At 43.8% G+C, this 22,478-nt stretch carries 14 protein-coding genes; 11 read left to right on the top strand and 3 right to left on the bottom strand.

Going from position 1 to position 22,478, the window contains the following annotated elements; genetic code table 11:
* Window positions 1–49: 49 nt before the first annotated feature.
* Both ACE01R_RS06215 and ACE01R_RS06210 read right to left on the bottom strand, forming a co-directional pair.
* Entirely contained in the window at window positions 50–3,751 is a 3,702-nt protein-coding gene (locus ACE01R_RS06215; RefSeq protein WP_395549733.1) for a UvrD-helicase domain-containing protein, read from the bottom strand.
* Between the two features lie 6 nt (window positions 3,752–3,757).
* Window positions 3,758–7,450: an exodeoxyribonuclease V subunit gamma gene (locus ACE01R_RS06210; RefSeq protein ID WP_395549728.1), complete on the bottom strand. Its 3,693-nt coding sequence runs from the start codon at window positions 7,448–7,450 to the stop codon at window positions 3,758–3,760.
* A gap of 184 nt (window positions 7,451–7,634) precedes the next feature.
* Between ACE01R_RS06210 and ACE01R_RS06205 the strand changes: the two genes are divergently transcribed.
* Window positions 7,635–8,141 (top strand): hypothetical protein, encoded by a 507-nt coding sequence (locus ACE01R_RS06205; RefSeq protein WP_395549815.1) that lies wholly within the window; start codon window positions 7,635–7,637, stop codon window positions 8,139–8,141.
* 52 nt (window positions 8,142–8,193) lie between these two features.
* On the opposite strand, the gene ACE01R_RS06200 is transcribed toward ACE01R_RS06205, so the two are convergent.
* Window positions 8,194–9,609: a phosphate--AMP phosphotransferase gene (locus tag ACE01R_RS06200; RefSeq protein WP_395549727.1), complete on the bottom strand. Its 1,416-nt coding sequence runs from the start codon at window positions 9,607–9,609 to the stop codon at window positions 8,194–8,196.
* A 205-nt stretch (window positions 9,610–9,814) separates the two neighbouring features.
* On the opposite strand from ACE01R_RS06200, the gene ACE01R_RS06195 reads away from it, so the two are divergent.
* From ACE01R_RS06195 to ACE01R_RS06150, 10 genes are all read left to right on the top strand, one after another.
* Window positions 9,815–10,519 (top strand): FFLEELY motif protein, encoded by a 705-nt coding sequence (locus tag ACE01R_RS06195; RefSeq protein WP_395549724.1) that lies wholly within the window; start codon window positions 9,815–9,817, stop codon window positions 10,517–10,519.
* A 168-nt stretch (window positions 10,520–10,687) separates the two neighbouring features.
* The gene (gene ubiE, locus ACE01R_RS06190) at window positions 10,688–11,632 is read left to right on the top strand and encodes a bifunctional demethylmenaquinone methyltransferase/2-methoxy-6-polyprenyl-1,4-benzoquinol methylase UbiE (protein WP_395549722.1); all 945 of its coding nucleotides are present in this window, start codon (window positions 10,688–10,690) and stop codon (window positions 11,630–11,632) included.
* Between the two features lie 11 nt (window positions 11,633–11,643).
* Complete coding sequence (locus ACE01R_RS06185) at window positions 11,644–12,327, top strand: SCP2 domain-containing protein (RefSeq protein WP_395549721.1); 684 nt, start codon at window positions 11,644–11,646, stop codon at window positions 12,325–12,327.
* A 12-nt stretch (window positions 12,328–12,339) separates the two neighbouring features.
* Window positions 12,340–13,959, top strand: a complete 1,620-nt coding sequence (locus ACE01R_RS06180) for an ABC1 kinase family protein (RefSeq protein ID WP_395549720.1) — start codon at window positions 12,340–12,342, stop codon at window positions 13,957–13,959.
* A 431-nt stretch (window positions 13,960–14,390) separates the two neighbouring features.
* On the top strand, window positions 14,391–15,902 hold the full coding sequence (locus ACE01R_RS06175; RefSeq protein ID WP_395549719.1) for a hypothetical protein: 1,512 nt from the start codon (window positions 14,391–14,393) through the stop codon (window positions 15,900–15,902).
* 71 nt (window positions 15,903–15,973) lie between these two features.
* Window positions 15,974–17,077: a hypothetical protein gene (locus tag ACE01R_RS06170; protein WP_395549718.1), complete on the top strand. Its 1,104-nt coding sequence runs from the start codon at window positions 15,974–15,976 to the stop codon at window positions 17,075–17,077.
* 257 nt (window positions 17,078–17,334) lie between these two features.
* Window positions 17,335–18,414, top strand: coding sequence for a patatin-like phospholipase family protein (locus ACE01R_RS06165; RefSeq protein WP_395549714.1), 1,080 nt, complete (start codon window positions 17,335–17,337; stop codon window positions 18,412–18,414).
* Between the two features lie 249 nt (window positions 18,415–18,663).
* Window positions 18,664–19,446 carry a bifunctional phosphoribosyl-AMP cyclohydrolase/phosphoribosyl-ATP diphosphatase HisIE gene (gene hisIE / locus ACE01R_RS06160; protein WP_395549708.1) on the top strand — a complete coding sequence of 261 codons (783 nt, stop codon included), beginning with the start codon at window positions 18,664–18,666 and terminating at the stop codon, window positions 19,444–19,446.
* A 15-nt stretch (window positions 19,447–19,461) separates the two neighbouring features.
* Window positions 19,462–20,967 carry a UvrD-helicase domain-containing protein gene (locus ACE01R_RS06155; RefSeq protein WP_395549707.1) on the top strand — a complete coding sequence of 502 codons (1,506 nt, stop codon included), beginning with the start codon at window positions 19,462–19,464 and terminating at the stop codon, window positions 20,965–20,967.
* Between the two features lie 30 nt (window positions 20,968–20,997).
* Window positions 20,998–22,365, top strand: a complete 1,368-nt coding sequence (locus ACE01R_RS06150) for an ATP-binding protein (protein WP_395549706.1) — start codon at window positions 20,998–21,000, stop codon at window positions 22,363–22,365.
* Window positions 22,366–22,478: the final 113 nt, after the last annotated feature.

Raw genomic sequence — 22,478 nt, 5'->3', positions numbered from 1 at the left:
AGTTATCCACAACTTAATCTATTGTTTACAAGCCATTAAATTTGACAAATCAGGCAATTTTGCTGCTTTTATCTTCAGCAAAACAGCCCAAAATAGCATCAAGCCGCAGTATAAATTCGGCCTCCGGCTTCCAGTGATAAAAGCCCTGTTCCGCCTGCCCGTTCATGCCGCGCAAATACAGATAACTTGCGCCGCCCAAATGTTTCTCAATGTCATAGTCTTGCAGCTGTACCGTTAAATAGCGATGCAATGCGACCAGATATAAACCGGCCTGCAACCAATAGCTAGCCTGCGACATACTCTGCTGAATTTCCCCATCCAGATAATGCGATTGATCTGTGCCTAAAAAGTTACTTTTATAATCGGCGATGTGATAGCGCTGGCCATCAAAATACACCAAATCGATGGATCCGGTGAGATAGCGTGCAGAATTGGCCGGGTTAAAATCCAGCATGTCGATGCCGTGTTCTGCATAGAGCTGATGAATACGCTGAATAGCCAAGACATGATCGGACAAGGACAAATAAAACGGAAATTCAGCCAGATATTCATGTTCAGCCAGTTGATTCAGCTGAAAATCCTGATGTAACGGTGTCATTAACACCTCTGCTAGCCATTCACCCATCCAGCCAATCAGCTGTTCTTCATCTGCTGGCTGAAACTCCTGTTCATATTTTGCAATAAGTTCTAACCATAAACTTGGATAGTCATTTTTAAACCGGCGGCGAATTTCCAGCGGCCAGTCTTGCTGATCTTTAAAATCAATATGTTCAAAAATTTCATGCAGAAAGGTTCCTGCTACCGTGCCCATCGGAAAATTGCGTTTGATCCAGGACAGCGGTTGATTGGTCACCGTTTCAATCGGCTCAAGTAGATGGATTTCATCTGCAGCACTTGGCATTTGTTCGGTATTTACCGCCAAGGCATCCATAGCCTGTTTACGGCTTAAATGCTGTGCCAAGGCACTGAAACTGGTTTTGGAACGTGGATAAAACCGCTGTGCAGGAAACTCCAAAGCCTGTAAAGGCAAAGGTTCAGATTGATGTTTGGCCTGCAACTTCACCGGTCTTTCATTAAGCAATGCTTCGTCAGCACTGGCAGGATGCGCAAAGTCTTGCCCACGCCAGAAAGCCAAACCATGACTGGACTTGCCTTCCTGATCCTGCAACATAGCATAAACCCGATGGCTGGCCCGGGTCAGGGCCACATACCAAAGCCGGTGCTGCTCTGCCACGGCACGGGCATTGTGCTGATCAATTGCGTTTTGATCGAGCAAATGCTTGTCATTCACCGCAACCACACGCTGAATATCCACTTTCCCGGTCACCGGATGCACATGCTCGACTGTCGAAAAATTCAGGGTTTTGTTCATTTCCCTAAAATCTTTATCAGCCCCCAGCAAAAATACAATTTTAAACTCCAGCCCTTTGGACTGGTGGATGGTCATCAGTTGCACACCTGCCTCATTCGACAGTTTGCGTTCCAGTTCCCACTCGCGTTCTGCCGGAGATTGCAGCTGTTTCAGATACCAGTGATACAGCTTTTGTGCGCCCTGATATTGTTCACTGTGCTGACTCAGCAACTCGGTCAAATGGCGCAAATTCACCACGCTACGCTCATTATCCCGACTTTGGGTCGCTACCAGATTTTTCCAGACCTGAAATAAATTCAGACAATATTGCCATGCGGTTAAAAAGCCTTTTTGCAGCCACATTTCACGAATGCAATCGAAATCGTAAATAAACTGGCTTAAGCCATCTGCTTGGGCTTCCAGCTGCATCAATTGCTGTAAATTAAAGCCCAATAAACGGCTGAGCAAAGCCCGTTTGATTTTTCCTTCATCATAAGGATGCATAATCGCGCTGAGCACAGCACCGACATCTTTGGCCACCACATGATCAAACACACTGCGTTTTGATGGACGATTGACCCGAATGCCTAGGCGCTCCAATTCATATTGGGCTTTATCCAGACCATCATGGTTTTTCGATAAAATCGCGATGTCATTTTCAATCAGATATTTAGGACCGGTTTTCTCGGCCAGATAGAGTTTTTCTTCAATACCCTGATTGAGTAAATCGCGAATTTTCCAGGCCACCTGAATCGGCTCGTCCTTTTTATCATTCAGCAACAGCCAGCGCAGCGGTTGATGATTTTCACCCTCTGCATCAATGAGTGCTGGATGGGGACGCAAGCCGGCTTCCACCGGGCTATAAATCACCTCTTCACCAAAGTCCATCTGTCGCTGAAACAGGGCATCCACCGCTTGTACTAGCACTTTAACCGAACGGTGATTATGGCGCAGGCTGTATTGCCGTCCCTGTTTGGAAAGCACATCGGCACGAGCTTTGTTATAGGTCAGCATATCGCCACCGCGAAAGCCATAAATCGCCTGTTTCGGGTCACCGACCATAATCATGCAGCCCTGCATATAGCGCTTCTGATCACGCCAAATCCGCGCCAGCATATTGTCCTGATCCTGGTTGGTGTCCTGAAATTCATCCACCAAAATCAGAGGATAACGTGCCTGCACAAACTTGGCAAAACGCAATCCCTGTTCGCCTTGCAAGGCTTCCGAAAGGGTTCGAATTTGCTGGGAAAAAGTGGTTTCACTTTTCTGCTGCAGCACTTGTGGCAAGCGTTTTTTGACTTCGCGACTTAAGTAAAATTTTAAATAAGCATCCAGCAGATCCAAATCCAGACTGAGTTTGGATAGAGCCTCACAAAAATGTTTCAGTGATTGAATCAGGACATGCTGATTAAACTGATTCAGTACATCTTCAGCACATTTATTCAGAACTTTTTTGGTCGCCAGTTCAGTGAGATTTTTCAGGGTCTTCTCAAAATGCGGGGCAAATAAAGCATAGCTGCGCTGTTCCGATAGAGCCTGAATAAACGCTGGCAAATCTTCACACAAGGTGTGCTGCATCAAGGCATCAGTGCGCCATTTTTTACCAATGACTGAATGATATTGCCCATCTGCCGAATAATATTCACTCAAACTCTCAATCAGGCTTAAATCCAGCTGAATAAACTCATCCACCAACTGTTCAAACTGGTTTAAATCCAGCTCGGGCGCTTTGACTTCCTGAAACTGGGCCGAGGCAAAATTCAGGGTATTTTCTACCACCGGAACGTAGGCTTCCTGCGATTTTAACTTTTGATTAAGCAGCAGATAATCGACCACATTTTGCGGCTGGGACTGAATCCATTCACGCAGCACATCGTGAATCAGTTGATGAGTATAACTTTTAGCATCATCGGTAATATCGGCGCGTTCAATCTTGCCACTTTCAAAGGAGAACTCGCGCAGCAGCTTTTGGCTAAAACTGTCCAGCGTTCCGACAAACAGTTCATCCAACTGATCAATCACCAGTTTTAAACGTTCACGGGCAAAATCAACGCGCGTGGCATAATCCTGTAGCACTTTTTGAAATAAGGGATCAGATTCCGCCGAGATTTTGGCCTGAATTTCAGTCTCGGTCAGGGTTTGGCAACGGTCAAAATAACGCAAGGTTTCCACCAAACGTGCCCGAATCCGGTTTTTTAATTCTGCAGCCGCTGCACGGGTAAAGGTGGTAGCAATTACCTGATTAGGCAGATAAGGCCCAAGAAAAATCCGCACCATCAGACTGGACAGGGTAAAGGTCTTGCCTGTGCCGGCCGAAGCCTCAATCCAGTGTAACCCTTGGAATTGCATGTCGACAATTGGCTGAAACGAAATCTTGTTCAAGCTTTGAGGATGATTCATGAATGGTTATTCCTCAATCACTTGTTGATGCCAAAATACCGGCTGATACAGTTGATAAGAGAACTGCGCACAGGCATCTTCCAGCAAAGCGGTGGCATCCTGTTCCTGTAAAATAAACTGCCAGTCGCGGTGCATTTGGGTGGCTTCATTATCCGCCACAGAAAAACCGCTAAACCTGCCATCTTCATGCCAGTCTTTATAGATTACATCCATATCATCAATGCACATCTGGTTCTGTTCATTGGCTTGCCAGTTATGCTGTTTGTCTTTCTCAGCAATTTTAAGCAGTAATGCCGCAGGCAAGACTAGAGGCTGGCTTTGCCCATATTTCCAGGCCGCCAGCCAGTGATCCAGCCATTCGCGTGCTTTATTGGAACTGACCCCGTGACATAAAATGGTTCGGTCACTGAACACGACGATTCGCGCCAGTCTTTCGCCGCCATCACCCAGATTCAGATAAGCCAGCCAGAGCAGATATTCCAGCCAGACTTTGGCACGACGCTTGGCACGTGCACTTGAAGCATCCAGACTGACCCATTTTTCTGCGCCATTTTTCGGCAGGTGAATATTCATATACACATGATCATTCACCTTCCACACCTGCTGCGTGGTTGCCGTCACTTCAGGAGCATATTTCAGCAAGCGGTCTTTTAAACGTTGCTGTTCGACCACGCTCATTTGCCAGCTGCTTTGTTGCAGTTTGCCAATTGGCAACTGATCCATCAATAATTCAGGCTGTACTGCCCCGTCCTGTTTTTGCAGGAATTGACGCACAGCATAACGCCCCAAACCATCCAGCAACAAGGGTTCCTGCACGGCAGGCAAATCTTCAGGACGTAGATTTTCCACCCCTAAAGTTTTTAAATAAAGCCGCGCCGGGAACGTGACATCCTGAATCCATTGATGACTATCCAATACCTGCACATCTTGCTGCAAATGTTGATACGGCGTATTCACCCAAGACGCACGCTGTCCGGTGGCGTGACGAATCTGTCCCGCCACACAGAACCACTGATCCTGATAACGCACCGGTCGAGCCGATTCAAAGCCCAGTGGATCAAAAGGCAATAAGGGATGCACATGATAGAGTGAGCGCAGTTGCTCAGGCACTTCTACGCCACTGATCTCTACAGTGGCATCCGCTTCTGTATCGGGCTGCGTGCTCTGCACAATAAAAGCCAGATGTTGCACCAGTTCCTGCAACACGGTCGATGGATCACGCACTTCACCATCATTGATATCGAAGCCGTTATAAAACAGCCATAAATTATCCTGTGCCAACAGCAGATGATCTAAAAATGCCCCCTGATCATCTTCCAGACGGGAACGGTCGCCAAGCTGCGGCTTGAGCAGATCCATCAAGTCAAAAGGCAAATGCTGGCTACGATTTGGAAACTTGCCGCTGTCCAGTCCCAGCATCACAATCAGCTTATACGGCACAGGACGGATCTGCCCGATCTGACTAAAGGTAATCTGCCCGGTCGGTTCGGCATGATCCAGCTGCATTTCCAGCGTGTTGTTAATTTCTGTCAACAGATAAGGCAAAGGCAAACTTAAACTGCGCAAGGCATGATGATCCTGCTCATCATAGAAACTCGCCAGCGTCAGCATGCGTTCTTGTTTTTTGATGATTTTATACACGGTTGATAATGACTCGATGCCCGTTTCTTCAAACTCGGCAATATCTTGCATCAGACATTTAAGCCACTGTTCAACCGGTACATTTTTGCCTTGTTCGTGGGCAATCATCCAGTCACGGCGTGCATCAAGATCCTGATAAATCTGGATTAGTTTGCCAATCAGTTCAAAATCACTCGGCAAGACCTGGGCAAAACTTAAGGTGCCTTGAAACAGGCGATGTTCAGGAATGGCAATCCCCAAGGCCAAACGGTCGAGCGCAAATTTAAAACTGAAACGATAGTCTTCATCGCCTTCGCACAGGCTACGCTTTAAATGCTCGGCATCCAGTCCGCGTTTAAAACCGGCAGCAATCAGCAATTCCGTAATGCGTTCAATGGCATTGACGTCCAGACTGTAACGCTGCTGGGTCGCACTTAAACTCAGCCAGTCGGCAAAGTCTTCAATGCTAAAACGTCCCTGAATCAGCTCAATCCGGCCCAACACCGCGCGCCAGGCATTCAAGGCATCCAGCTGGGTTACACCGGCAATTTGAATGGGCAGATATACACTGTCTTTGGACAGTTGATGACTACTGCCCGCCTTTTGCTGGCTCAGGTCACGTTCGCTGGGTGGCGGAGCAAATACACTGCGGATCAGCGGTTCCAGCTCGCTTAAGCTTGGGCTGAGCACCAAAATATCACTCGGACGTCGTGGTGCTTCTTTCGTGCCCTGTGCCAGCCAGTGAATCAGCTGTTCTTTTAACACTTCCAGCTGTCGCAAACTGGAATGACAGACGTGAATCTGAATGGAATCATCCTGTTCATCCAGCACGTATTGATGCTGCTCTGGCTCGACCAGATACAAAATATCAGACTGGATTTTACCGAGTAAATTCGCTTTATATTCATCAATAAAGGCATCTGCCCAAACCCCATCTTCCCCCGAAGATAAATTCGACAACAAGGAGAAATGGTCCCGCGCCTGCTTGCCAAAACGGGTCAATAAAGGATGTCGTGACTCACGCTGTTCTGCATTGAAATTTAGGGTAAATTCCTGAAAGAATTGTTCAATATCGGCATCACTGGCTTTGGGGTTTTTCGCAATAAAGCGCTCTTTGACCCGTAGGTCATAACGTGCTTTCCAGTTCGGATCGACACTGTCAGCCCAATATTCCTGCGAAGGGTTGTAATGCAGAATATAAATATCCAGGTACTGCCCCAAACGGCGTAAAAACTCCAGTTGCATTGGAGGCAAGTCCAGCAGGGTAAAAATCACCAGTTGTTGTGGCAATTTTTTTAATGCCGCCTTGCGGGTCTCAGGATGATCCAGCATTTCCCAGAACATAGCATCAATACTTTGCATCTGTTCAAAGTCCTGATGAAACACTTCCTGCCACAGCCAACGCTGCCAGGCTTCCAGTTCACGTGCCTGATTCAGGGTAAATTCAGAAATGTCAGTATTGGTTTTAAAGAACATGTCCTCAATCGGAAGTTCTTTATTCTGCCCCCATACCTGTAACCAGTTTGTGGAACAGCTGCACATATTCGGTGGACAGTTTTTCTGGCAATGTCCTCGATATTCCATGTAATGGCTAAACAGGCGTGATACCTGTTCCGCCACCCAATACAGCATGCCCTGCTTTTTCAGCTGTTTTTCGATGCCCTGTTCCAGACGGTCAGCGCTGTCATAAATCCGCTGTACGATGGAATGTAAAGGATGATCGAGTGCTAAAGGATTTTGTTCGCTCTGGATAAAGGCTTTTAACGCCTGAAAAACGCGCCACTTAATAATAATTCGTGGAATATTGGCTTTACGCACCTGTTCTTTTTGGTCGACCAGCACCCATTGATAGGCTGACCACTGGAAACCACGAATCCGGTGATGAAACTGGGTATTGGCACTGATGCCTTTTTGCTCGGCCAGCTTCTGGGTGAGCCAGGCTTCGACTGCATGCGACGGCACAATAAAATGTTGGGTTTGCAGCACCTGAAAGGGCGTGGTGGCAGGCTTATTCACGGTCGTCAGCATGGCGTGCACCAGCACGTCTATACGCTGACTTTGAATCACATGAATGGCCATGACTTAATTACCCCAATATTTTTTAAAAAATGAAATGCCTACAAAAGCATAAAGATTATTTACTATACAATTGCATCTGTCTATGTCACTTTTAGGTGGTCGTTAAATTTAAAAATGCTTTGAAATTCACACCTTAATGATGGTTGAATAGAACAAATAACACGAAATTTAAGGTATTTACATGATGAAAATTGATAAAATTCCAGATGCAATCGATCCTAAATTAAACCTGGAAATCATTCGGGCAGAATGCCTAGAACTTGTAAAAAAACGTGCTTACTGTTCTGCAGGTGCAGCCATCATTCCTGTTCCATTTCTGGATGTGGTCATCGATGTTGGAATTTTGTCACAACTCATTCCGGAAGTGAATGCACGTTTTGGCTTGGCTCCGGAGCAAATCAGTGTCTATGACCCGGAAACCAAAAAAGTACACTGGCATGAACTGCGCAAACGGGGGGTGGAATTTTCCGGACTGGTGGTGGCACGTACCGCGGTCAAAAAATCCCTCAACAATGTGGTAGCCAAGGTCATCACCAAACAGGTGACTAAATTTATTCCACTAGGTGGTCAACTTGTTGCTGCAAGTTTAGGCTACATTGTAATGAAGAAAGTCGCCGAAGCTCACGTAGAAGACTGTTACAAAATTGCCAAAGGGATTCAACAAAAACAGCAAACTCAAGTAGCGAGTTAATTATTTCCTAGTTCTATTTATTGAATCAAAAATTCATCTTGCAGCTGAGAGCCTAATTGGCTCTCAGCTGTTTTAAAATGGTTCTGAGTATTTCCAAACGTGCGGTATTTTTGTCATCGTTGGCAATAATATGCCACGGCGCATAAGCGGTACTGGTATGTTCGAACATATCCGCGGCTGCATCTAAATAAGCATCCCATTTTTCCCGATTGCGCCAGTCCTCCGGAGTGATTTTAAAGCGCTTGTTTGGCGTCTCTTCACGGACTTTAAAACGGGCAGCCTGCTCATCCTTGCTAATCGCCAGCCATAATTTGATTACCACAGTTTGACTATTAACCAGATCCTTTTCAAAACGGTTAATTTCTTCATAAGCCCGCTGCCACGCATGCTCACTGACCAGTCCCTCCACCCGTTCAACCAGTACCCGTCCATACCAGGAACGGTCAAAAATCCGGATATCTTCATCAGTTTGCAATTTGGTCCAGAAACGCCACAAATACGGATGGCGCATTTCATATCGTTCTGGGGCTGAAATACTGTGAATATCATATTCACGCGGATCCAGATTTTTCACCAGCCGTTTGATGGCTCCGCCTTTTCCTGCCGCATCCATGCCTTCAAAAACGATAATCGCTTTACGGTTATCAAAACGTAGCTCCTCTGCCACTTTTACCGACAGCTCTTTCAGCTCTTTTTTATAGTCTTCCTTAGTCGTGGGCTGCTTTTCGGGGTGCAACAGCAACTCTGGTACAGCCGCCTGTTGCCATTTGGTTTTTACTTCGGTCAAATGCTCTGGACAGTATTGTAAAGCCGCCAAAATGATCTGTGCAAATTGTTGATTACGCAGTTTTGCATCCTCGCAATCAATGATGTTCCAATCCTTGGTAAAACGCTGGCTCAGCTTTTGCAAATTGTCGTACTGCTTTTTATTACGCCAGTCCAGACCATGTAATTTGTGCCAGCGCACTTCATGGGGATCCAGATTATCCATTCGCTTCTGCAAGGATTTCCAGGACAGGTCAAACCAGACCTTCACCACATCGACATGATTGTTTTTCAAGTCCTGCTCAAAAGCCTGCATATCGGCAATGTACGCATCAAACTGGGATTCATCGAGAGGTTTGGCCACATGCAAGGCGGTGGCCAGCAAGTCACTATACCAGTTGCCAAACCACACCATGATCTGACCTTCAGCAGGAATAAAGCTTGCATACGGTTGCCAGTAGGTCTGTGTATTATTGAACATGTTGGCAGCATCAGCCTTGACCAGCAAATAACGCGGATCGACCCATTCACGCAGCTGCTTCACCGCCTCGCCCTTTCCAGCCAGCTCAATACCATTGACCAGCACCAGCACACTTTTAGCATTACTCTGACCACGGGTATTTCTTAATAAGTATTGTGCTTCAATCAGATTCAGGGAAAGCTCATCTTCATCTAGCAGATGATCTGTTTTTTTGAGTGTCATATTTTCCCCGTCCTTTATTTTAAATATGCGTCTATTCAAGCATAGTACAGGGCTGAATTTGAACACATAGTGTTTATGTTGCGTATAATTGCTTCGTTTTCCAGCAAACTGACTCAATTTAAATCATTTTTCTTGCTGTTTGTCATAGCGACTTTGCCCGTCTCGCTCTAATATTTAGCCATCTAAAAAATAATAGAGACACAGCATGTCTAAACTGGCTGCATTGGATGATCTTTTAGAGTTGTATTATCAATTGAATTATCATCAAAATCCTGACATTTTTCAGCGTCTGCAAGATGTGCAACTCTGGCAAAAGCAGCGTATGCAATCTACACATAGCAAGCAGTTTGCAGAAAAACAAAATGTATTGATGTCGGAGTATTTCCTGAACCGTCTGTATGGGGGTCCGGATTTTGATGCACTAGCGGAGCAAATTGCCCGTTTAATGAAATATGCACATAAGGCTGAAAAGCTGATTCCTGAAAATGCCGTTAAAACAGGCACATCGGGCGTATCTTTGGCTATTTTGGCGGTTCAGCTGGATGAACAGGTGGCGATGCAGTTGCTGGAAGATTTTCATCCGCATGAAAATTTAACCGATGAAATGATGCGTTTGACTTATCTGAAACTCGATCAGGGGCAACAGCGTTTAAAACAGCTGGATTTACTCGATCAGCTGGGTTTCAGTCTGGACAAATACATGCGCTCGTTTATGGTTCAGACCGCATTTAAAATGTGTAAAGGTGCAGCCAGCAAATATAATTTCGACATCATGTATGAATTCATGCAGGATGGCTTTTTAGCCATGAAACCGTTAAAGTCAGCTGAGAAATTCGTGAAGGATTTTACCGCGGTTGAACGTCAAATTATCCATAAAGTTCACGCCGGCGATCCGCACCCATTTCAGTAACTTGATGTTGTGATGGAAATAACAAATTGAGCAGTGAATAAAAACACAGAACAGATTTCTGTATATTATTCATAACAATTGCATGCGGATTACTGTACAACGTCCTAGAATCTGTCATCATGCAAGCACTGCAACATTAACCCTATTTTTATGTTAGGAGTGACTCTAATGTCTAACGAAAATCAAACGCCTACCTCTACCCTTGAGCCGGCACAAAATACAGACAAAGTGAGTCCTTTCTTAACTGAACCACTTCCTCAAGGCACTGCTCAAGGTCAGCAACAATCTTTACAACAACAGTTGACCGATACGCCAGTTACCGGTTCAGTACCTAAATACAATCTGCCTCGTGGTGCCAATACCGGTAATGTCGGTCCGACCACGCACTTCGGTTACCAGACTGTCAGCAGTGAAGATAAAGCCCAGAAAGTGGCTGAAGTTTTCCATTCGGTTGCCAGCAAATACGACATCATGAATGACTTGATGTCTTTCGGTATTCACCGTCTCTGGAAACGTTTTGCCATTAATATGTCAGGCGTTCGCCGTGGTCAGCACGTGCTCGATATTGCCGGCGGTACAGGTGATTTGGCTAAAGTCTTTAGCCGTGAAGTTGGCCCTACTGGTCATGTGGTGTTGTCGGACATTAACGAATCGATGTTGAATGTCGGTCGTGACCGTTTGATTGATGCCGGCTGTACCAATGTCGATTTTGTTTTGGCCAATGCTGAAACGTTAGAGCCATTTGCAGACAACAGCTTTGACTTGCTGACCATCAGCTTCGGCTTACGTAACGTGACAGACAAAGACGCTGCACTTGCTGCCATGTACCGCGTGCTTAAGCCAGGCGGCCGTTTATTGGTGCTTGAATTCTCTAAACCGGTATTCGAACCGTTCTCTAAATTGTATGATCTCTATTCATTCACCGCTTTACCAATCATGGGTAAAATTATTGCCAATGACTCGGAAAGTTATAAATATTTAGCCGAATCCATTCGTATGCATCCGGACCAACGTACCTTAAAAGGGATGATGGAAAATGCCGGCTTCCAGAATTGTGATTACCACAACTTGACTGGTGGTATTGTGGCGGTTCACCGCGGCTTTAAACTTTAAGGTTTTACGCTATGTGGTCGATTCTGGCACTTGGTGCAGTTGAACGATTAATTCATCATGTGATTGATCTGGATGCCATTACCCGTATCCAGCTCAATCAGTTGCAAGGCAAGATGTTACGTGTGGTGATTGATTCACCACAACTGTCTGTTGATGTGTTTTTTGACGAAAATAAAGTTCGTCTGGAACCTACCGTCACAGGGCATAGCGAAACGTCTTCGATTTTCGAACAGCGTCCATTTGATAAAAATGAACAAATCTCGGAAGCGACAGCGACCTTGCAGGTCAAAAATGTGGTCGAGCTGATCAAATTGCTATTAGCAGATGATGTAGGCAATATTCCGCTACAGGGTGACTATCACCTGCTACAGGATATTCAGCGCATCATGCAACAGGCTGAACCTGATCTGGCTACCCATTTAAGTCCCTGGATTGGTCCTGCCCTTGCACATGAACTGGGCAAAATCCAGCTGGCACCGAAACATTTAAAACGTTCCTTAGAAAGTTATTTATTCTTTGCTGAAGATGCGTTAAAAGAAGATACAGGTTTATTTGCTCCACGTTGGCAAATGGACGATTTGCAACAAGATACTCGAATTTTCAATCAAAATTTAGATCGTGCCGAAGCCAAAATTCAACAGCTTCAAGCACAGATTGATGCCGATTCAGATACACCCGCTTCATCTCAAGACTAGGTAATTACATTTATGATTCCGCACGTTTCACGTTTACTCGAACTTTGGCGCATCGCCGCGCACTATAGACTCGACACGTTGTTTCCTGCGGAAGAATTACCGGAAAAAGCCCGTCATGCTTTAAGTTTCATTCGCATGCACCCTGCGGCATGGTCCAGTCGTGAGCGTAAAAATCCACTTAAGCTGAAAGAAGCTTTAGAGGAAATGGGACCACTGGCGATTAAATTGGGACAGCTGCTTTCTACCCGTCGCGACCTGATGCCACCTGAAGTATTACAACAGCTGGTATTACTGCAAGACCGGGTCAAGCCCTTTGATAGCAATATAGCTAAAATGCGGATTCAACAATCGCTGAAAGCCGATGTCAACACGCTATTTGCCCGATTCGATGCTCAACCACTGGCCGCTGCCTCGATTGCACAAGTCCATACAGCTGCCCTGCATGATGGCCGCGAAGTGGTGGTGAAAGTCACCCGTCCCGATATTCGCACTCAAATTCTGCAAGATTTTGAAATTCTGGAATGGCTGGGTGCAGCGTTGGAAAAACGTCTGGAAGCCGCACGTGCCCTGCATTTATCGGAAATTATTCAGGACTATCGTCAGATTATTTTGAATGAACTGGACTTGACGCTGGAAGCCGATAATACCCGTCGTATGCGCCATTACTTCACCGGCTCTAGCATGATGTATGTGCCTGAAGTGTATATGGACAGCAAAGATGTCATGGTTGCTGAACGCATCACCGGGGTTCCGATTTCTGATACCGCGACTTTTGACCAGATGGATATGAATCGTGCGGACCTAGCGGAAAAAGGCCTGACCATTTTCTTTACCCAGGTGTTCCGTGACAACTTCTTCCATGCCGACATGCATCCCGGCAACGTGTTTGTTGAAACCATCAATCCAGCCAATCCGCGCTTTATTGCACTGGATTGCGCGATTATGGGTGAGCTGTCCAAACATGACCAGATGACTGTAGCACGCATGCTGTTGGCTGTCATGAACAGTAACTTCATGCAGCTGATCCAGATTGTACATCAGGCCGGCTGGATTCCACCGGGAACCGACCAAGATGCTCTGGCACGTGAAATGCGCCGTACCGTAGGTCCAATGGTATCGAAACCGATGAGCGAACTGGACTTTGCTGGCATCCTGATTCAAGTAATGGATATTGCCCGTCGTTTCCATTTGGAAATACCACCACAATTAATGTTGTTGCTCAAAACACTGGTGCATGTGGAAGGTTTGGGCACTGACCTCTACCCGGATCTTGATATTTGGAAACTGGCGAAACCGATCCTAACTGACTGGATTAAAGCGCAAATGAATCCGCAGAAGAACCTGAAGGAATTGGGACAAAAAATTCCTGATCTTCTGCTCGGTGCGCAGGATTTACCTAGCTTGATGATTGACAGCCTGAACGGCTTAAAAAATCAGTCAGCCTGGCATTCAAAACAGTTAAATGAATTGCAAAGCATGCGTCTGCAAATGGAACATCAGCAAAAACGTAGCTGGATGTTTGGCAGTATCATGGCGATATTGCTGTCGATTGCGATTATTGCGCCGTGGTATGTCTCAGTTTTGCTGATTTCATTTTCCAGCTTGCTGGCTGTTTGGCGTGTGTTTAAATAAAAATTATATCGACTTAAGTGCGCTTAAAACCAGTAGCATTTCCTTAATAAAAGTGTATTCCGATAAAATATCGAAATACACTTTTATTTTTTAATTACGATATAATTACCACAACTCAGAATAATAAAATTTGTAAGCTTATTTTTCAATTTTACTTGATACACATTTAAATTAATAAATTTTTGGTATAAACAAAACCTATTTCAAGAAAAAATTAGGATACTAATTTCATTTAAAACAAGTGATCAGTTTAAAAATAATAAACAACAACAATTAGATATAAAACATCCACCCTTCTATCCGTTATAATTTTAACTACAAAATTAATAATAATTATAAAATTAAAATTAATAGATATATAAATCAATGCTTATTTTCATTTTTTTTGATATAAAAAACATTAACAACAAAATCAATACAAGGATAAAAAAATGTTGACTAAATTTTCTAAAAAAATTGTACTGATGATTGCTATTTCAAGTTTTTTAAGTGCTTGTGGTGGTGGTAGTAATGATACCGAAAGTCAGACGTTTACACCTACAACCATTCGGGGTACCGCAGTAGACTTTTATTTAAAAAATGCAGAAATAAAATTTGATGATTGTGAAAATACCTCTATAAAAACTGACGCAAATGGTAATTTTTCATTTACCACAACTGCTACATGTTACGAATCTGAAATTACTATTACTGGGGGTATAGATATTGGTACTAATTTACCATTTACGGGTACATTAAAATTAAAAAAAACAGATTTAAGAAATCTAAAAAATGGAATATTGGTAGTTAGTCCTTTAACTTCATTAGAATATTATTTGGAAAAAGCCGCACAGTCAGGTCAATTGAATACGATTTTAACCAATTTAGGTTTGAGTAATATTAGTAATATTTCACAATTTGATCCTACAAAAGATGGTGATGCGCATACGATAGCTGTTGTCTTTGTTCTACAACAACTTGCAACTCAAATTGAAGATCATCTACAAACAATTTATCAAGGTGATGGTTCAGCTGTACTCGCTCAAGAACAAGCGGCTCAAATTGCCTTTAATGCATTAATCAGTCAAGTATCAACGCAACGATTATTTACAAACAGCTCAGCCAAAATTGACTCTACTGTCTTAAAAAACATTCTTGATAAAGCTGTCGAAATTGCTACAAATCAAATTAATAATCCCCAAATTATTATAAATACAACAGATATGGATCAAATTAGTAGCAATATTATTGCTGTTTCAGCTGAAATTGATAACCTTGCTCAGAAGGGAGGAACAGGTACTCATTTATTATCAGAACTGCAAACCAATGAAAAATCAAGAGAAATAATTAGTGAAAACCTAAGAACCCCAACCTATGATAATTTCATTTTAGCAAATTACGATATTGTTGCCATTAAAGCTTCAAGCGCTACTAATCCACTGAATATTAATCTTGCAGATCTGAATAATGCCCTTTCTGTACAATTCAATTTGGCAAATGCAAAGTCAGAATTAAAGGATAATATAGCACTTGCCTTTACATTAAATGGAAGTAATAGTTCCTATCAAGAAAATTTAAATGTCAGCATTAATAACATTCAAGTTAAATTTAATAATCAGGGTTCACTGATTTCAGCCACAATACCTAAAGATACAAGTATTAATGTATCTTCTTCATTAAAGAATATTCAACAGCTTCAATTCAGCACTTCACAAGATATTGTCATCAGTTCTAATAGTAGTATTTCTTTAAATGACTTAATCCAAAGTCATGTTACTTTAAAAGATTATTACACCAATTATATTAATAAATTAAAATCTGGATATTTAATTCAAAGCACTGCCTATGTATTGCCTCTTAATTATCCAATTAGTACTCAATTAAATTTATCACAAGAGACCGTTACAATCGGCAGCTCAACATTTAAAGGTTTTTCATTAACTGGTTATTTTAAATTGAATTAATAATTGAAAAAAATCCAGCATTTCAGCTGGATTTTTACCTCTATAAAAAATATTTGAGTGATGGGGTTATTATGAAATTTAATTTTTTGACGTTATATTTAGGACTAATATATGGATCTTCAATTTATGCAGCACCCAATGATCCATTTCTTACTGCAAAAGACCTGAATGCCCAATATACTTCTGCGCTGCAAATGACCCTTGCAGGCGATGCAGTAAATGACACCATTGATTTTTTAGACATGCGTCAAAGTGAAGGCATTACTGACAAATCTGCAGGCGATTATCAAGGCTTTCACCTCTCTGCAAAATACGATTTGAATCCACAATGGTCAATTGAAGGAACATATTGGCACCGCGAAATTGATTATTTTCAAGATACCAACAAAATTCAAAGCGCGCTTCTCGCAGCCCGCTTTACGCCCGAACTAAATTTAAAAGAGAACGATGCTTTAAGTTTCCGCGCCAGTATTTGGGGCAATACAGCAGATACGTTAACCAAATCGACACCGACCATACTCAATCAACGGACTTTACAATACGTCAATGTGGAAGATCCTCAAGACTTTCAACTGCAGTTTGATGGCATTTTCTCACGAAAACTTGATGTCATGAATCAGCTGAATGCTTTTGCCAGTATCGGCTACAGCAAAGTAGAAGTCAGCGACTTGTACATTCAAGCTTCGCAGCAAGGCTGTTTAATGAATATTAATATAAATAGCAGCAACCAATATTCAGGAAATCTGGCACAGCCCTGTAGCAATGGCGGCATTATCCTAACCAACCTCCAAATCAGCGGCAACGCCAATGAATTTGGACTGGATGTACAGCAAGACCTGAACTACGAAAGTTACTATGCTGGCTTGGGCGGTTCATGGAACTGGCGCTATAAACAATTTGAAAGCCAAATTGCCTATCAATATCAGCGTTTATGGCGCGATAAGATTGATGACCGCATCAGCAATTTTGGCAACGCGGCAATTAAAGACAACCATACACTTGGTGCAAAATTCAGCTACGATTTCACTCCACATATAACCGGTTTTGTGCAGGGTGAAATCTACCAAAACAACTTTGTCGGCAACATTCCCTTTCTCTATAATGGGGTTACGGCATCACATTTGGATAAACGTTATGGACTGGCTTCTCTAGGGATTAATGTCCGTATGTTTTGAGCTTCAGCCCCTTCATTTAAATTGAAAAAGCAATTTATAGACTTCTTTCATAATTGTTAACACCCTTTTATTTCTCTCCCATCGAGAGAAATAAAAGGGACTGATGAAAGACATCTTATCTATCCGCAACTTTACAGGAAATGCGGATTTTTATTAGCTGCTACTGACTCATGAGTCACTTACTGAATGATCTCGCCATTGTTGCCTCTGTATCGCAGATTAAAATAACAGCACACCTGTATATTGAATGATAGACCATGACGCAAATCTTGCAAAAACGCCCTCCTTCATTAAATATCCGTGCTGGCAAATTGGCACGCCAACTGATTGAAAAAGAAGGTTTGCAGGCAAATTTTGTCGACATTGTTCCCGGTGCAGCAGGTGGCCCCAAAGGCCTTGGCATTCAAGGCCTAGATCAGGCCATTTTTGGCGATTTTTTTGCACATGCTCCACAGCGCAGAACCCTGATTGGTTCATCCATCGGCAGCTGGCGTTTTGCCAGCATTGCTGCCTGGGGTGCAAAAGAAGGAACTGAGCGTCTTGCAGAGCTTTATACTAACCTGTATTTCCATAAAAAAATGTCACGTCAGGAAGTGGGTAATATTTGCCGCGACATGCTGCTTGATCTGGTACAAGGTAAAGAACAGCAACTGGTTGAGCATCCGGACTATCATCTGGCCGTCATCTCGATCAAAGCCCAGCATATTTTCCAAAGTGACAAATCCCTGCCTTTACTGGCATCGGTTGCCGGGATCATCGGCAGCAATGCTTTAGCACGCAAGCACAACCGTCTGTTTATGCAACGTGTCATTAGCCAACCGGAGATAGGGACACAATTTAAAGTCAATGATGAATTTACTACGCATTATCAGCCATTAAATCTCAGCAATGTCACCTCCTGGCTGATGGCTTCAGCTTCTATTCCTGGAGTCATGGCTGCGATTCGTGATATTCCCGATGCGCCTAAAGGCAGCTACCGCGATGGTGGCCTGATTGACTATCACCTTGACTTGCCATTTCAGAGCCAAGGCATTGTGCTGTATCCGCATTTTAGCGACAGCATTACTCCGGGCTGGTTTGACAAGATGTTGAAAAAACGCAAGGCCAATCCAGACAATCAGGCACGCACCTTATTGCTTTCCCCCTCAAACGAATATCTGCAATCCTTGCCACTCGGCCGCTTGCCCGATCGTAAAGATTTCACCTTAAAAGGGCTGGATCAGAAGCAGCGTATTCAAATGTGGAATCAGTCTGTGGCAGAAAGCCAGCGCCTGGGTGATGAGTTTTTGGAAATGGTGGAAAAGCAGAATTTTCCGCAGTTTATGCAGGATTTATAAAATCGTATTCAGGAAATACTTCTACATGCTGAAGCTTCATTTGGCACTTGATGAGGGAATCAGTTTATTTTCCAATGCGTTGAATATTAGAAAATTCTTTGTGAATAAAACACCTGAACTATTTTGAATCAGAAATCAAAATGATCATGCGTATATTTTTTTCTCAAACAGTTGCTAATCACGTACACTATGTAGCTGCGATTTTTATTCGCTGTTTTCCATTTTGAACATATTTTTGGTGAAATTCTCATGAACAACATGCAATGGCTCGATGAAGTAAAATTTAACGAACAAGGTCTAATCCCTGCCATTGCTCAGCATCATCAAAGCGGTCGTGTGTTGATGGTGGCATGGATGAACCGTGAAGCTTTGGCTTTAACTGCAGAAAAAAATCAGGCGGTGTATTTCTCGCGTTCACGTCAAAAATTATGGCATAAAGGTGAAGAATCCGGTCATTTCCAGACTGTACATGAAATCCGTCTAGACTGTGATGCCGACGTGATTGTATTGCAGATTGAACAGCACGGCGGTATTGCCTGCCACACTGGTCGTGAATCTTGTTTCTATCGTAAATTGACTGCAAATGGCTGGGAAATTGTCGATGCACAGTTGAAAGATCCAAGCCTGATTTATGCTGAAAAATCAACTAATCCGCATACCCTTGCCATGAATGCCTCGACTGCCCAATCTGAACAGGTCGAAGTTTTGGACTATTTGGGCAAAATGATGGCGGAACGCAAATTGGCCGATCCGGATTCATCTTATGTCGCCAAGCTGTATCACAAAGGCTTGAACAAAATTCTGGAAAAAATTGGTGAAGAAAGCGTTGAAACCATCATTGCTGCGAAGGACTTTAAAACAGAACCGCATGAAGACAATAAAAACGACTTGATTTACGAAGTTGCCGATTTGTGGTTCCATACCATTGTGATGCTGGGTTATTTCGACCTCGAGCCACAACTGGTATTAAACGAGTTGGCTCGTCGCCAAGGCCTGTCTGGCCTGGTTGAAAAAGCCAATCGTCAGCATTAATTCAGTATTTTAACTGTGTCAGTGTCTAAAAAACCCAATCCTACCTACGAGCAAGCGCTTGCTATAGATAATGCGCGTCTGGGCAATTCCTTCAAGGTGATTGCCTATGCTGGCACAGGTAAAACCACCACCCTGCAAATGATCAGCGATGCCATGCCCGAGCGCCGTGGCATGTATCTGGCGTTTAACAAAGCCATTGCAGCAGAAGCTCAAAGTAAATTTCATCGCAACGTAGACTGCCGTACCTTTCACTCGCTGGCTTTTCGCAGTGTGCCTCGAGGCGTCACCGACAAACTTCGCTTGCCACGTTTAAGCCCAAGTTTTATTGCCAAGGAATACCGACTACAGCCGATTACGCTGCGCCGGATGATGGGTGGGCGTTATGAAAAATACGTGATGATGCCATCGCGTCTTGCGAGTCTGGTGGCCAATGCGGTCAGCTATTTCTGCTCGACCAGTTCGCAATATCCTGCACCGCGACATCTCCAGGCACCGAGCTGGTTACATCCAGATGATATTGAAGAATTACAGAAACATTTATATCCAGCCATTGAACGGCGCTGGTTAGAATCGATTGATCCCAATCATCAGGCCGGTATTGGGCATGATATTTATCTGAAACTTTGGGCCTTGTCTGAACCGAATATCCCGGCCGATTATGTGCTGTTTGATGAAGCACAAGATGCCGACCCTTTGATGCTTGGTATTTTGCTGCGTCAAAGGAATACCCAGGTGATTTATGTTGGCGATGCCCATCAACAGATTTATGCCTGGCGTGGTGCGGTCAATGCCATGCAACAGCTGCCCCTGCCTGAATCGCGTTTGACCACCTCGTTCCGTTTTGGCGAAGAAATTGCCTTGAATGCCAATGCCATTTTGGGGGCATTAAATGAAACCGTGCCCTTGCTCGGCAATCCGCAGCTGAATTCCAAGGTGGTGAATAAACCGCATACCAAACAGCGTGATGCGATTTTGTGCCGTACCAATGCCCGTGCCATGGAATTGTTGCTCTCCGGCTTGGTACATGGCGATAAAGTCAGCTTGCAGGCCGATCATGTGAAGCTGAACCGTTTTGTCGATGCTGCGAGCATGCTGAAACAGGGCCGCCGTGTCACCGATGTGCCGGAACTGGCCTGGTTTAACTCATGGCATGACGTGCATGAATACTGTGAAACCAATGATGGTAGTGACATTAAACCGCTGGTAAAACTGGTGGATGATCACGGAACCGATCCGCTCAAAAGAGCCTTGGCCAAAATCACCCCGATTGAACAGGCCGACTACATCATCTCGACTGCGCACAAAGCCAAAGGCCTAGAATGGGACCGCGTGCACATCGAAGATGACTATCAGTTTAAGGTCAATGAAAAAGACCATAAAATTAGTGACGAAGAGTTAAGATTGCTTTACGTGGCCTGCACACGTGCTAAAGTAAGTTTAAATATTCACCACATTTACGATTTGCTGCAACTACTGAAAAAGCAAATGCCGGTATCATTGCGTAAAGCTGTGGGAGAATAAGTTTCGCTTTAGCTGCAAGGCAGGTGTTTTATGAAAATTGACTCTATTCAACTCAAACACGCGCTTCATTTTGCCGACCTCAAGCTGAAATTTAATGACAAGCCCATCACCCTGATTCTGGGCGATCAAAGCTCAGGCAAAACTGGCATTTTAAAATTTACCTATCAGGCACTTACCTGGTTTGCAGCCCGCTATAAAGACCTGCGTGCTGCCGGTGTGGTGATGCTGGATCAGGACATCATGTTTACCCGCCTGCAATCCAAAATTGATATTCGGGTTCAGATTCCTCCCGATATTGGGACTTTAAATGCCTCTAGCGAAGCTGGAGACAAGACCCTGACGACGTGTGACTGGCAGATTTATAAAACTTTAAATAGTCATGGCATTGGCACCAGCAAGGCAGAAACCCAGCAATTAGACAATCTGGTTGAACTCTATCATAACGCGCTGAAGCACGATCAGCAGCAAGGCTTGCCGCTCATTGCCTATTACCCGGCAGAACGCTTTGTCCATGAAATGAATATTCAGAGTAAAAATAATCCGGTGATATTTCAGACTTCCCATGCCTATGAAATTTCCACCATTCCCTATACCACCTTTAGCCGTTTCTTTGAGTGGTTTCGTGAAATCAGCGATATTGAAAATGCCCAGATTGCGCAACTGTTTCAGCAGCTCATCACCAATTCTTCCATCCAGAAAAATAATGACAAAGATTTTTTACAACAATTGGTCAATGCCCAAAAGCAGATGAATGCACCAAGTCTGGATGCTTTAAAACAGGCCTTGAGCACCGTTCTTCCCAATTTTGAAGACATTTATGTGCAGTATCAGCCCAAATTGCAGTTGATGGTGAGTTATGCGGGAAAAATCATGCTCTACCAGCAACTTTCTAACAGTGTAAAAAACTGGATCGCCTTGGTGGGAGATATTGTACGGCGTTTGTGTCTGCTCAATCCCAAAAGTTTATATCCCTGTCTGGAAGGTGATGGCATTTTGCTGATTGATGCGATTGACCACCAGCTGGATCAAAATACCTCGCAAGTGATTTTACAGCGCCTGCATCAGGCTTTTCCGCGCCTGCAAATTATTGCCACTGGCAACCGGACCGAATTATTGGAACATGCAGCTGAATATCAATGTTTAAAACTGGAACATAAACAGCTGTTCGATATGCAACTACAGCCGTTACAGGAAAAGTTTGACACAATTTATGAAAACCTGGTGTTTAATGAAGAAGTCATTGAAGCCGATGCCTTAACTGAGCCTGAATCAGAAAGCATCACTCCACAAAGCCTGTTAGAGCAAATTCAGCAACATTTAACGCTCGAGCAACAAACTGAATTATTGCACTTAATGAAACAACAGGATGATACATCTTCCTCTCATCCTATACCCTGATACAAAAGATTGAATCGTATTACAAAATAATCAGCATCTTTAAAAATCCGGTTTCAGGGATTCATCTGGCTAAACACGCTACGCCCTTCAAGCATGGAGGGCGTATAATAAGT

Source organism: Acinetobacter sp. BSP-28, from assembly GCF_044130285.1.
Taxonomy (GTDB): Bacteria; Pseudomonadota; Gammaproteobacteria; order Pseudomonadales; family Moraxellaceae; genus Acinetobacter.
This window is presented reverse-complemented; position numbering and strand designations above follow the sequence as displayed.